Source organism: Anaerofustis sp. LCP19S3_F7, from assembly GCF_052119445.1.
GTDB lineage: Bacteria > Bacillota > Clostridia > Eubacteriales > Anaerofustaceae > Anaerofustis > Anaerofustis butyriciformans.
The window spans coordinates 1-15,292 of record NZ_JBQKFF010000004.1 but is presented as its reverse complement, the minus strand read 5'-3'; the positions used below and the strand labels follow the sequence as shown (position 1 = coordinate 15,292).

Annotated in this window: 9 protein-coding genes and 1 riboswitch; all 9 genes read left to right on the top strand. The window is 27.6% G+C overall.

All coding sequences use genetic code 11. From position 1 onward, the window contains the following. Positions 1-213: 213 nt before the first annotated feature. A complete protein-coding gene (locus ACTQYZ_RS05600; RefSeq protein ID WP_441416181.1) occupies positions 214-3,141 on the top strand; it encodes an insulinase family protein in 2,928 nt (975 codons plus the stop codon). Positions 3,142-3,165: 24 nt separating this feature from the next. Further along, a complete protein-coding gene (locus ACTQYZ_RS05595; RefSeq protein ID WP_441416180.1) occupies positions 3,166-4,671 on the top strand; it encodes a serine hydrolase in 1,506 nt (501 codons plus the stop codon). A 2-nt stretch (positions 4,672-4,673) separates the two neighbouring features. Beyond that, complete coding sequence (locus ACTQYZ_RS05590) at positions 4,674-7,064, top strand: endonuclease MutS2 (protein ID WP_441416179.1); 2,391 nt, start codon at positions 4,674-4,676, stop codon at positions 7,062-7,064. Positions 7,065-7,221: 157 nt separating this feature from the next. After that, positions 7,222-7,983, top strand: a complete 762-nt coding sequence (gene recO / locus ACTQYZ_RS05585; protein ID WP_441021848.1) for a DNA repair protein RecO — start codon at positions 7,222-7,224, stop codon at positions 7,981-7,983. Positions 7,984-8,014: 31 nt separating this feature from the next. Continuing rightward, on the top strand, positions 8,015-9,403 hold the full coding sequence (locus tag ACTQYZ_RS05580) for a glycine--tRNA ligase (RefSeq protein WP_441021846.1): 1,389 nt from the start codon (positions 8,015-8,017) through the stop codon (positions 9,401-9,403). A 162-nt stretch (positions 9,404-9,565) separates the two neighbouring features. Then, complete coding sequence (locus tag ACTQYZ_RS05575; RefSeq protein WP_441021845.1) at positions 9,566-10,072, top strand: hypothetical protein; 507 nt, start codon at positions 9,566-9,568, stop codon at positions 10,070-10,072. Positions 10,073-10,159: 87 nt separating this feature from the next. Beyond that, positions 10,160-12,793 carry a pyruvate, phosphate dikinase gene (ppdK, locus tag ACTQYZ_RS05570; RefSeq protein WP_441021843.1) on the top strand — a complete coding sequence of 878 codons (2,634 nt, stop codon included), beginning with the start codon at positions 10,160-10,162 and terminating at the stop codon, positions 12,791-12,793. 50 nt (positions 12,794-12,843) lie between these two features. After that, positions 12,844-13,257, top strand: coding sequence for a GNAT family N-acetyltransferase (locus tag ACTQYZ_RS05565; RefSeq protein WP_441416178.1), 414 nt, complete (start codon positions 12,844-12,846; stop codon positions 13,255-13,257). A gap of 152 nt (positions 13,258-13,409) precedes the next feature. Further along, positions 13,410-13,576, top strand: a riboswitch (Lysine riboswitch). A 99-nt stretch (positions 13,577-13,675) separates the two neighbouring features. Next, a partial coding sequence (locus ACTQYZ_RS05560) for a Na+/H+ antiporter NhaC family protein (protein WP_441416177.1) occupies positions 13,676-15,292 on the top strand: 1,617 nt, incomplete at its 3' end.

The window sequence follows — 15,292 nt, the reverse complement described above, 5'->3', positions numbered from 1 at the left end:
ATAGCATAGAAATATTTTTATCAATGCTATATGTTCCATTTTGGAAATATTTAATAAAATTTTAACATTATCATCACTTTTTTGTAATTAATTTTATTTATAAAAAAAGTAAAATATTTAAATTTATATAAATAAAGTATTTATAAAAAGAGCAAAATTATATATAATATATTTTTATGATAAGTAAAATAAAGAATACATTTGGAGGTACAAATGAAATTAGAACAAAATAAAGTATATTCAAACTTTATATTGAAAAATGTAAAAAATGTTCATGAAATAAATTCTGTTTCATATGAATTTGAGCATATAAAATCCGGTGCAAAACTTTTATATATTAAAAATGATGATAACAACAAAGTGTTTAGCATAACATTTAGAACTCCTCCTGTTGATAATACGGGAAGTGCTCATATTTTAGAGCATAGTGTTCTTTGTGGTTCAAAAAAATATCCTTTAAAAGAACCTTTTGTTGAGCTTATAAAATCATCACTTAACACTTTTTTAAATGCGATGACTTTTTCAGATAAAACAATGTATCCAATCGCAAGTACAAATGAAGCTGATTTTAGAAATTTAATGGATGTTTATTTGGATGCTGTTTTTAATCCTTTAATATATGATAAAGAAGAAATTTTAAAACAGGAAGGATGGCATTACCATATAGAGAATAAAGACGACGAAATAAAATACAATGGCGTTGTTTATAATGAAATGAAAGGTGCTTTTTCTGATCCTGAAGATATCCTTGCAAGAAGCATAGAGTCCAATTTATATAAAGATACTCCTTATTTCTACGAATCAGGAGGGGATCCTAAATATATTCCTGATTTAACTTATGAAGAATTTTTGAATTTTCACAAAAGGTATTATCATCCAATTAATTCTTACATTTATATATATGGTGATACAGATATTTTACATCACCTTGAGTATATAGATAAATCTTATCTTTGTAATTATGACAAAATAGAAATAGATTCAAAAATCAATGAACAAGTTGATTTTAGTAATATTGCAAAAAGAGTGGAAAAAGAGTATTCTGTAAATTCAAATGAAGATATAGACAGTAAATATTTGCTTGCTTTGAATTACAGTATTGGAAATGTTTTAGATGTTAAGCTTGGTCTTACGTTTGGAATATTATGTAAGATTCTTTTTGATTCAGATTCTTCTTATTTAAAGAAAGCCCTTCTTGATGCTAAAATCGCTGATGAAGTGGTTCTTGATTATAATAATGGAATACTGCAACCTGTATTTAGTGTAGTCGCTAAAAATGCAAAGAAAGATAAAATAGAAGTATTTAAAGAAACTGTTATTTCTACATTTAAAAAAATTATTAATGATGGTATAGATAAAGATATTATTAAATCTGCTATAAATAATTTTGAATTTGAATTAAAAGAAGCAGATACAGGAACATATCCAAAAGGATTAATTTATGGTATTACAATAATGGAAAGTTGGTTATATGATGGAAATCCGACTTTACTTTTAGAATATGAAAATGCATTAGAACAAATAAAAGAAGAAGCTGAAAATGGTTTGTTTGAAAATGTTATAAAAGAATTTATTGTAGAAAATGATAAATATAACTTTGTGATACTTTCTCCAAAAGAAAATTTATCAGATAAAAATGATGAAATTTTAAAAGAAAAACTTGGTGAATTCAAAAAAAGTTTAAATGATAAAGAGTTGGAAAGCTTGGTAGAAAGTACAAACGCTTTGCTAAAAGCTCAACAAACACCTGATAGTGACGAAGTGAAAGCTTTGGTTCCAAGAATATCTATAAAAGACATAGATGAAAATCCTATTGTTGTAAATGATATTGAAATTATTCATGAAGGAATTAATGATATTTATGTAAGAGTAGATGATACAAAAGATATAACTTATTTAGATATAAATTATGAAGTACCTTTAAATTCAAATGAAGAAATTCACGCTTTGTCTCTTCTTACAAAATGTTTTGAGAATTTTGATACTAAAAACTTTGATATGATTCATTTAAATAACGAAATAAATGAAAATTTAGGTGACATTTTATTTACTGTTTCACCATATCAAAATGTAAAAAATACTGAGGAATTCAGATCATTTTTTACTTGCTGCATAAAGGCATTTAGTGAAAAAGAAGATAAAATGTATGATATAATGGAAGAACTTTTGTTAAGAAGTGATTTTGATAACAAAGAAAAACTAAGAGATGTTATTAAGGAAGAATTATCAAAAACACAATCTAAGATAATGTCAGCAACACATAAAATGGTACTAAATGAAATGTTTGCTAAAATAAGTAAAAAATTTAAGTTTATTACTCTTTTAAGTGGAATAAGTTATTATAATTTTTTAAAGGAAATAAATGATAATTTTGAAGAAAAATATGAAACAATAATTAAATTATTTAAAGAACTTGTGGATAGAATTATATCTTCAAGAAAAGATGTTATAATAACTGTAAGCAAAGAAGACAAACAAACAAGTATACAAAAAGCTAAAGACTTTTTAAATAAATATCAAAGTACATCTAAAACAACAATTAACTTTGATTATGAAGAAAACAAAGAAAATACTTCTATTATAATGCCTTCACTTGTTAACTATGTAGGACAAGGATACCTATACAAAGATTTAGGATATGAGTATGAAGGTTCAATGCTTGTATTAAAAAAATATTTGTCAACTGAATATTTATGGAACAATGTAAGAGTTATGGGCGGTGCATATGGTTCATTTATTCAAATTGATAAATATGGAAATTTAGGTTTAGTTTCATATAGAGATCCAAATGTAAAAAGAACGTATGATGTGTACCAAAATCTTTTTGAGTGTATAAATAATCTAGATTTAACTGATGAGGATGTAAATAAACTTATAATCGGTACAATATCTGACATGGATGTTCCTTTAACAGTTTATGGAAAAATAAGAGAATTTGTTTCAAGAGTATATACATTAGATACTTATGAAGATATAAAGAAAAGAAGAAAAGAAGTATTAACAACTAAAAAAGAAGATTTAATTAAACATGCAAAAATGTTTGATGATGTAATTAAGAATTCGGTTAAATGTGTTGCCGGAAATAAATCAAAAATAAATGAGTGTAAAGACTTGTTTGATAATGAAATAACATTGTTTTAGACTAGTATATCGAAAGGATGCAATATGCAAAACAAAAGAAGATTAAAAAGAGTTGTTTTAAGCTTTTTAATGACTTTTATATTAATATTTAATATCAATTCAAATATAAATGCAGCTGCACCTACTGTTAAAGAAGGTTCAAGCTTGGGGCTATATTTATATGAAGATTCAACCCAAAGTGAACTTTATAATTATAATGGAAATAAAAAAATGTACCCAGCCAGTACGACAAAAATTATGACAGCAGCCATTACTTTGGATTATGTAAAAAATTTAGATGAAGAAGTTACCGTAGGAAGCGAACTTGATTGGCTTCCTGCTGGTAGTTCTGTATCTGATTTAATAAAAGGTGAATTCTTATCATATGAAGATTTGCTATACGGTTTAATGATTCCTTCCGGTAATGATGCTGCCATTGTTCTTGCATGTAATGTTGGAAATATTATAAATGGAGAAAAAACTTCCAAGGAAAAAGCATATGATATTTTTGTTGATGCAATGAATAAAAAAGCAAAAGAACTTGGAATGAATGACACTCATTTTGCAAATCCTCATGGATTTCATGATAGTAATCATTATTCAACACCTCATGATATGGTTTTAATTGCTGCTTATGCAGATAATTATGATTTTTATAATAGGGTTGTTAATTCTACATATTATGAAACAACTACTAATAAAACAACTCATAAATGGTCAGGTCATAACTATATTATAGTTAAGTCTAGCGATTATTTTTACAATCTTGCAAAAGGAGATAAAACTGGATATACATCAGAAGCTGGAAGATGCGTAATTGTTTCTAGTGAAAATTCACAAGGTGTTAAATATTATGCAGCAGTACTTCATGCATCTTCAACAAAAGAACAATTTACATATGCAAAAAATCTTTTAAAATATGGTAATACAGAAACAAAAAAATTACTAATTGAAGAAAAAGAGAAAACTTTATATAAATATACTGTTCAAAATCTAGCTCTTGGAGAAACAGGAGAGTTAAAAGTTAAGGTTAATGACGATATTTATGTTTATACTAATAAAAATTCAACTGAGGAAAATTTTAGAATAGAATTTTCTCCAAATGAAGATTATTTAAAGAAAACAGCAGGAGAAGAATTAGGACTTGTAAATTCAATACATGAAGATGACAATATTGGAGATATAAAAGTTTATTATAATAATAAACTTTTTAAAAGTGTTCCTGCATTTTCTAAAAGTGATGTAAATATGAGGTCTACTTTTGATATATTTATTACAAATGCTCTTATATTTATAGCATTAGCCTGTCTTATTGTTATGGCTCTTGTTATTTCTTCAAAACACAGAACAAAAAAAAGATTAGAAAAGAGGAAAAAAACAAGAAGAAGAAGACTTCAAAATGAAATAAAAGCATATGGTTCACAAAGTGTAAGACCTAGACCTGCTTATAATTCAGAAGGAAAAAAGATTAAAATTGTTAAAAAAAATAAACCTCAAAAAAGACGCCCAATTACAAAAAAAGTTTATAAAAAAGGGAAAAGAAGAAGATAAAAATGAATGATAAAACTTTTAAAGCTTTAGAATTTAATAAAATAATTTCATTAATAAGTGAACATGCTTATAGCGATAATGCAAAAGAAGAGATATTAAGTTTGCTACCTACAGATAATATATATTTAATTTCTGATAAATTAAATGAGCTTGATGAACTTGTGAGATTTTCTCATTCTTTTTCATCGCTTCCTATTTATGGTTATAAAGTAAATAAAGATATAATATCAAGAGCATCTAAAGATGGAATACTTATAAATGATGATTTTATAAATATTTCAAAAAGTATAAAATGTGCTTCTTTGGTAAAAAAACATATTTTATCTAATCTGTCACAAGAAGATGTTTTCCCTACATTAGAAGATTACGCAAATAATATTGAAGATTTATCTTATCTTCAAAAGGAAATTGACAGAGTAATAATAGATAGTGAAACCATAAGTGATAAAGCAAGCAGTACTCTTTATGATATAAGAAGAAACATAAAAAATACAAATAATAAAATAAGAGAAAAATTAAACAGTATTATAAATTCAAATAAGTATCAAAAATACTTAAGTGAAAATATTGTAACTATAAGATATTCGAGATATGTTGTTCCAGTAAAATCTGAATATAAAGGTGAGGTTAGAGGTATTGTTCATGATACATCTCAAAGTGGTGCAACATTATTTATTGAACCTGAGGCAATAGTAAATTTAAACAATAAATTAAAAGAACTTGAAATAAGTGAACAAAAAGAAATTGAAACTATTTTAAAAATTTTATCACTAAAGATAAAAGAAAATGCAAATAGTTTGAAATTTAACGAAAACATTCTCTTATATTTAGATGTTTTAAATGCAAAAGCAGATTTTTGTATAAAAAATGAATATAGTAAACCTGTTATAAGTGAAGATAACACTATTGATTTAAAAAAAGCAAGACATCCTCTTATAGATATTAATAAGGTTGTCCCTTCAAATATTGTTTTAAACAATGACTTTAAAGCATTGATAATTACAGGTCCAAATACAGGAGGTAAGACTGTTACTTTAAAAACGGTTGGCTTATGTTCACTTTTAATGCAGTGCGGACTTTTTATTCCTGCAAATGAAAACAGCTGTTTGCCTGTGTTCGAAAATATTTTTGCCGATATAGGAGATAAGCAAAGTATTGCTCAAAGTTTAAGTACTTTCTCTTCTCATATGACAAATATAGTAGATATAGTTAATTCTTCAAACGATAAAACACTTGTATTAATAGATGAATTAGGAGCCGGTACAGACCCTATAGAAGGTTCTGCTCTTGCGGTTGCAATTATAGACAGACTTAAGAATATCGGAGCAAAGGTTTTTGCGACAACTCATTATAGTGAAATAAAGGAATATGCTATAACTAAAAAGGATGTAATGAATGCAAGTGTTGAATTTGATGTTGAAACATTATCACCAACATATAAATTAATACTTGGTATACCAGGTAAATCAAATGCATTTGAAATTTCTAAAAAACTTGGACTTGACAGTGCAATAATTGAAAAAGCAAAGAAAAACATAAAAAAAGAAAATAGAGATATTGAAGAGCTTATAAGGGAACTTAATGATAAAACAGCTTTAGTTGAAAAAGAAAAAAATGAAGTAGAGAAATTGTTAGCTGAAAATGAAAAATTAAATGACGAGCTAACAAAGGAAAAAGAATATTTAGAAAATAATAAATCAAAAATTATGCTTGATGCTTCCTTAAAAGCTAAAGATATTATTGCTGATGCAAAAAGAGAGTCTAAAGAAATTATAAACAAATTAAATAAAATTAGCATTCCAAAAAATGTTAATGCAAATAATGATAAATATAAAAAAGATATAGATAAAATTAAAAACCAAATTAAAGAAAAAGAAGAACTTTTAAATTCTTATATTCCTTCTCATGAAATAAAGAAACAAGAGAATAAACAAAGTAAAAAAGAAGATTTTAAAGTAGGCCAGGAAGTATATATAAAGAGTTTGGATCAATATGCGACAATACTTGGATTTGATAATAAAAATAATGTATTTATTCAGGCAGGTATAATAAAAACAAAGATTCCAATTTCTAAAATAGAGCCTTCAAAAAGAGAAAAAGAACAGTTACAAAAATCAGTAATTAAATATTCAAATACCAAAGCGAAAACTATTAAAACAAGCTTGGATTTAAGAGGAATGTATGCGGATGATGCTATTTTAAAAGTTGAAAAATATTTAGATGATGCATATTTAGCAAACTTAAAACTTGTTACAATAATTCATGGGAAAGGTACTGGTGTACTAAAAAAAGCCGTTAGTGAATTATTAAAAAATCATCCATATGTAAAAAAATACAGACTTGGTGATATAGGTGAAGGTGGAGATGGTGCTACTGTTGTAACATTGAAATAATATATATTACTTTTTATTAAAATTTTTTCTTATATTTTAAATAATGTAACTAGAAATTTTAAACATGTTAAATTAATTTAATACTTATTGAAAATATAATATATTTATGTAATAAAATCGCATTAGATATTTGATAAATGATATTTTAGAGGGGTTTATGTTAAGAGAATATCATGGTATAGTTATAAAAAATATTAAATATTCGGATAATGATAGGATACTTACTGTATTTACAAAAGAAAGAGGAAAAATAAGTGTTATGGCAAAAAATGCTGCTTCAAAGAGAAGTAAAGTAATAGCCCAAACAAGCACATTTTCTTATAGTTATTTTGTTTTATATCCAGGTAAAAATTTTTATACTTTAAAAAGTGCGGATTATATTAAAAGTTTTCCGGGAATACAAACCGACCTTGAGAGACTTTCTTTTGCAAGTTATATTTGTGAGCTTATTGATATATTTTATGAAGATAAAATGGAAGAAGAAATAACTTTTAATCTTTTATTTTATACTTTAGATTTAATTCAAAAATGTAAAATAGAAAATATATCTTTTGTAGCACTTATGTTTATGTTAAAGTTGCTTGGTATTTCAGGTATTATTCCTGATTTTAAATATTGTAATATATGCGGTGATGTAAAATGCAGTGAGTACTACCTTGATTTTGAAAGCAGTATACTATCTTGCAAAAAATGTACAACAAAGTATTTTTCATCAAATAAATTAACTTTAAAACAAATAAATTTAATTAATGAACTAACTTATATAAACTTAAAGGATATTAAAAATATTGATTTTACTAAGGTATCTTTAAAAGAATGTAACAATATAATTGTAATTTTGAATAATTATATAACTTATAATCTTCAAAAGAAAACAAATAGTTTTAAATTTTTATCAGATATGATAAAATTAAGTTAATATATGCAATAAATAAAAAATGGAGGAAAAAATGACAAGAAGGCTTAGTTTAAATGAAATAATAAGTATTACAAAAATGAGAGGAATAATATTCCCAGGTTCTGAAATTTATGAAGGACTTGCAAATAGTTTTGATTATGGTCCTGTTGGAACACTTATTTTAAATAATGTTAAAAATGCATGGTTTAAAAAATTTATTCAAGAATCACCTTACAATGTTGCGCTTGATAGTGCCATTTTGGTTAATCCAAAAGTTTGGGAAGCAAGTGGTCATCTTAAAAACTTTAATGATCCTTTAATGGATTGTAAAAACTGTAAATCACGTTTTAGAGCTGATAAATTAATTGAAGATGATTTGGAAAAGAAAGGTCTTGATGCAAATGCTGATGGATGGAATAATGAAAAAATGGAAAATTATATTGAAGAAAACAATATAGTTTGTCCAAATTGCGGTAAACATGATTTTACAAAAATAAGACAATTTAACTTAATGTTTAAAACTTTCCAAGGTGTAACAGAAGATAGTGTAAATACAATTTATCTAAGACCGGAAACTTGTCAGGGGATTTTTATAAACTTTAAAAATGTTCAAAGATCAACAAGAAAAAAATTACCTTTTGGTATAGGACAAATTGGTAAATCTTTCAGAAATGAAATTACACCTGGTAACTTCATTTTTAGAACAAGAGAATTTGAACAAATGGAACTTGAATTTTTCTGTGAACCAAAAGATGAAATGAAATGGTTCGAATATTGGAGACAATATTGTTTTGATTTCTTAGTTTCTCTTGGAATTAATAAAGAAAACATTAGATTTAGAGATCATGCAAAAGAACAATTATCTCATTATTCAAATGCTACAACAGATATTGAATATGAATACCCATTCGGATGGGGAGAACTTTGGGGAATAGCAGACAGAACTGATTTCGATTTAAAATCACATGAAGAATTTTCTGGAAAAGATATGAAATATGTTGATCCTATAACAAATGAAAAATTCCATCCTTATTGTATAGAACCAAGTGTTGGAGCAGGTAGATTATTCTTTACACTTCTTTGTGATTGTTATGTAGAAGAAACTCTAGAAGATAACACAACAAGAAATGTATTTAAGTTACATCCTTATTTAGCTCCTTATAAAGTGGCAGTTCTTCCTTTAACAAAGAAATTATCTGAAAAAGCAACTGAAGTATATGCTGAACTTTCTAAACATTTTATGGTTGATTATGATGAAGCAGGTAATATTGGTAAGAGATATCGTAGACAAGATGAAATTGGTACTCCTTACTGTGTTACAATAGACTTTGATACATTGGAAGATGACGCTGTTACTGTTAGAGACAGAGATTCAATGGAACAAGAAAGAATAAAAATTGAAGATTTAGTTAAATATATTAGTGAAAAAGTTATGTTTTAATATAACATAAAACAATAATAGTTACACTTGTCATATTAGTTGAAAAATATGGCAAGTGTAATTTTTTATAGGGTATTTTTATTGTAATTGTTTAAAAATTATAGTAAAATAATATTAATAATTAATGTAAAAGTTTAAATTATATATTTAGAGGAGAAAAGTATGTCATTAAAAGATATTATCAACATGCATAACAGAGAAAAAGAAGAAAAAAAACAGTTAAGGCTTAGAAAGAAAATAGAAAAGAAAAAAACTATTGAGCCTATGACTAGAGAACAAATAGAGGAAAAAGGGGATATATTTGAACTTTTTAAAGAAAAAATAGATTACAGAGCAAGATGTTTGGAACAAAAGCGTATCGTTGATGCAAACATTACCAATAAAGATATTATGACTATTATCGATATTATGTTGGAAGATTTTGATAAATATAAAGAATTTTTATTAGAACAATGTAAAAACGGAAGTTATGAGCTTAAATACTCAGCAAGTGTTATATGCCTTAGAACAGGTTTTAACACAAATGAAGCTTTGGAAAATTTAAGATATTTTGCAAGACATAAAAAACAAAATGGTGTTATTGCATATGAAGCAAGAGAAATTTTAAAAAGGTTTCATGAAAAGAGACTTCCATCTTATGAAGGATTTGAAGTTCAATATAAAAACTAGTTAATATGCTGTTTTACAGCTTATTATAAATATTACAGTTTTTTACTGTGTAATGTCATAAACATTTATTGAGGAGGATGGTTAAAAATGTGTGCTAAAAAATTTGTTTATGCCTTTAAAGAAGGAAATGCAAGCCAAAGAGATTTACTTGGTGGTAAAGGAGCAAACTTGGCAGAAATGACAAGTATAGGTTTACCAGTACCACAAGGTATTACAATTACAACAGAGGCTTGTATAGATTATTACAAAACTGGTTGTGAAATTGACAAAGAAATTGTCAATCAAATTTATGAAAAATTAGCTGAACTTGAACAAATAACAGGAAAACAGTTTGGCGGAGTTGAAAATCCATTGTTGGTTTCAGTTCGTTCTGGAGCAAAAATATCAATGCCTGGAATGCTTGATACAATATTAAACTTAGGTTTAAACGACAGAACAGTTGAAGCTTTAGCAAGGAAAACAGGAAACGAAAGATTTGCATATGATAGTTATAGACGTTTTATACAAATGTTTTGTGATGTTGCACTTGGAATGAATAGAAATTTATTCGAAGATATTCTTACAACAAGGAAAAAACAACAAGGTTATAAATATGATACCGAACTTACAACTTTTGATTTAAAACAAGTTGTAAAACAATACAAAGAATTATTCTTAGATCAAAAAGGATACGAATTCCCAGATGATCCAAAAGAACAATTAATGGCTGCTGTTGAAGCTATTTTTAAATCATGGAATAACCCAAGAGCTATTGCGTATAGAAAGTTAAATGATATACCAAATCGTATTGGTACTGCTGTAAACGTTCAATCAATGGTTTACGGTAATATGGGGCAAACATCAGGAACAGGTGTTGCATTTACAAGAAACCCTGCCACAGGCGAAAATAAAATTTTCGGTGAATTCTTGATGAACGCTCAAGGTGAAGATGTTGTTGCAGGTATTAGAACACCTCAACATATTGATACTTTAAAAGATGTGATGCCTTCAGTTTACGAAGAATTTATAAATGCATGTAAACTTTTGGAAAATCATTACAAAGATATGCAAGACATTGAATTTACAATTGAAGAAGGTAAATTATACTTACTTCAAACACGTTCAGGGAAGAGAACTGCTCAAGCTTCATTAAAAGTTGCAGTAGATATGGTTGAAGAAGGTTTGATCACAAAAGAAGAAGCTATTTTAAGACTTGAACCTTCAACATTAAATCAATTATTACATAAAGGATTTGATACTGATGAGCTTGCAAAAGCAATTCCTTTGACAAAAGGTCTTCCTGCTTCTCCTGGTGCTGGATGCGGTAAAATTTATTTCTCTGCAGAAGATGCTGTTGAAGCAAAAGAAAGAGGAGAAGAAGTATTACTTGTTAGAAAAGAAACTTCTCCTGAAGATATTGAAGGAATGAACTCTGCAAATGGCATTTTAACTGCTACAGGAGGTATGACATCTCATGCTGCAGTTGTTGCCAGAGGTATGGGTAAATGTTGTGTAGCAGGTTGTGAAGCTGCCCATGTTAATGAAGAAGAAAAATATGTTGAAATAGGTGGTAAGATATTCTATGAAGGGTATTACTTATCAATAAACGGTTCAACAGGTAATGTATACGAAGGAAAGATTAAGACTGTAGATGCTGTTTTATCAGATGACTTTAATAAAGTAATGGAATGGGCTGATGAAATAAGAAGACTTAAGATAAGAACAAATGCAGATACAGTAAAAGATGCAACTGTTGCTGCTAATTATGGTGCAGAAGGTATCGGATTATGCAGAACAGAGCATATGTTCTTTGAAGCTGATAGAATTTTTGCTTTTAGAAAAATGATTTGTGCTAAAACATTAATTCAAAGAGAAGATGCTTTAGCTGAAATTTTACCAATGCAAAAGAATGATTTCAAAGGATTATTCAAAGCAATGGGTGGAAAACCAGTTGTTATCAGACTTCTTGATCCACCACTACATGAATTCCTTCCTAAAGAAGATGAAGATATCAAGCAACTTGCAAAAGATATGGGATTAACATTTGAAGAATTGAAAGCAAGAGTAAATGAACTTCATGAACTAAACCCAATGCTTGGTCATAGAGGTTGTAGACTTGCTGTTACTTATCCTGAAATTGCAAATATGCAAACAAGAGCTATTATAATGGCTGCAATTGAAGCAAAACAAGAAGATAATTTAGATATTACTCCTGAAATAATGGTACCTTTAGCAGGTAGTTATTTAGAACTTAAATATGTAATTGATAGAATAAGAGAAACTGTAAATGATATATTTAAAGAAACAGGAATTAAAATTGATTACAAAGTTGGTACTATGATTGAAATACCAAGAGCTGCTTTAACTTCTGATCAACTTGCAAAAGTTGCTGAATTCTATTCATTTGGTACAAATGACTTAACACAAATGACATATGGATTTAGTAGAGATGATGCCGGAGTTTATATTAAAGAATATATTGAAAAAGGTATTTTCCCTAAAGATCCATTTGCAACAATTGATACTGAAGGTGTTGGTCAACTTGTTGATATGGCAGTTAAAAAAGGTAGATCAGTTAATCCTGCGCTTCACTGCGGTGTTTGTGGTGAACAAGGTGGGGATCCTGCAAGTATAGAATTCTTTGATAGTGTAGGACTTGACTATGTATCATGTTCTCCATTTAGAGTTCCTATTGCAAGACTAGCGGCTGCTCAAGCAAGAATAAAAAATTCTAAAAAATAAATATTAAAAAAAGGCACTTATAAAAGTGCCTTTTTTTGAAGGTTAAATATATGAATAAAGACTATAAGATAAGAAAAATAAAAAGTAATGAAGTATCTTTTTTGAAAGATTTTACTTATTATGCAATTTATGTTGGGAATAATATTACAATTTCAAAAGATATTTTAAAAGATCCAAATATTAAAATATATTATGAGAATTTCAAATTAAATAAAGATATTTGTTATGTATGTGAACATAAAGGAAAAATTATTGCTATGATTTGGAGCATATTGTTTGATGAAAATTTTCATGGATATGGATATGTTTCGAAAGAGATTCCTGAATTATGTATGTCTGTAGAAAAAAGTTACAGAAATAAAGGTATTGGAGAAAATTTATTAAAAATATTTTTACTAAATTTAAGACCAATGTATAATAGTGTATCTTTATCTGTAAGTAAAGATAATTATGCAAAGGATTAATATTTAAAATATGGGTTTAAAATTTATAAGGAAAACAAAGATGACTATATAATGTTAAGTGGAAAACAGAAAATTTTTTGATAAATTTATTATATATAAAATATAACTTGACAATATTATGTAAAAATGGTAAAAAAGAAAGGTAAATATATAAAAATGATAGAGGTGCGGTGTTCATCAGTACTTTATATTGTATTTTGGGATTTATATAAAGGAAAGGGGATACTGCCGAAGAGTATAAATTACCCAAATAATTTATATTCTGGTATATTATATAATATGTAATATACTGTCACGATTGTGGAGCGCTATCTATAGTAAATTTATTTTGCCATGAATGCGTCCTAAAGTGATGTCATTTAAGGCTTTTTTATTTGTCTTTATTTACATAATTTAAATAAAATTGAAGGGGTGTACTATGAAAATTTCAAAGAAGAAATTAATGACGGGTATTGCTAGCTTTATGCTTATTTTAATGTTAGTATTCCCAATCTTAGGTGCAGAAACAACTGAAGCAGCTAAACCAGCTATGTATGCAACTTTCTGGTCTTTAGTTCCTCCAATTATTGCTATTGTTCTTGCACTTATTACAAAAGAAGTTTACAGTTCATTATTTATAGGTATTGTTTTTGGCGGTATTTTTTATGCTGCAGGTAGTTTTGAAGAAACTGTAACTCATGTATTAAATGATGGTATTATTGCTGTTCTTTCAGACAGTTACAATGTAGGTATTTTAATTTTCCTTGTTGTTCTTGGAGGAATGGTTGCCTTAATGAATAAAGCAGGCGGTTCTGCTGCTTTTGGTAACTGGGCAAGTAAAAAAATAAAAACACGTATTGGTGCTCAACTTGCTACAATTGTATTAGGTGTTTTGATTTTTATTGATGACTATTTTAACTGTTTAACAGTTGGTAGCGTTATGAGACCTATAACAGATAAACATAAAATATCAAGAGCAAAACTTGCTTATCTTATAGATGCTACTGCTGCTCCTGTTTGTATTATTGCTCCTATATCTTCATGGGCTGCTGCAGTTACAGGGTTTGTTCCTGGTGAAGATGGTTTTTCTGTATTCATTCAAGCGATTCCTTTTAACTTCTATGCATTTTTAACTATTACAATGATGATTTGTTTAGTTTTAATGAAGTTTGATTATGGTCCAATGAAGAAACATGAAGAAAATGCTTCAAAAGGAGATTTACATTCAATTTTAAATGCAGGTTTTGTTGAAGAAGAAACAACAGAAGTAAATGAAAATGGTAAAGTAATCGACTTAGTTATTCCTATTATTTCTCTTATAATTTGTTGTGTTATTGGAATGGTTTATACTGGTGGATTATTCTCTGGGGCAAGTTTTATTGAAGCTTTCTCTGGTAGTGATGCCTCAGTAGGTCTTTCTCTTGGAAGTATATTTGCTTTAGTAATAACAGTTATTTTATATGTTGCTAGAAAAGTGTTAAAATTCAATGAATGTATGGAATGTATTCCTGAAGGCTTTAAAGCAATGGTTCCTGCTATTTTAATTTTAACTTTTGCATGGACATTAAAAGCTATGACAGATAGTTTAGGTGCTGCTGAATTTGTTGGTGGTATTATGCAAAATAACGCAGCCGCTTTAATGAATTTCTTACCAGCAATAATTTTCTTGGTTGGATGTTTCTTAGCTTTTGCGACAGGTACATCATGGGGAACATTTGGTATACTTATTCCTATCGTAGTATCAGTATTTGCAAATTCAAATCCTCAACTAATGATCGTATCAATTTCTGCATGTATGGCAGGTGCTGTATGTGGAGACCACTGTTCACCTATTTCTGATACAACAATTATGTCTTCAGCCGGCGCAAGATGTAATCACGTTAACCATGTATCTACACAGCTTCCTTATGCAATGACAGTTGCTGTTGTATCATTTGTAACATATATTATTGCAGGTTTTGTTCAAACAGCATGGATATCACTTCCTATTGGTATAGTACTAATGGTAGCTGTTTTATATGCTATAAAGAATATAACCTGTCTCTTATACACATAT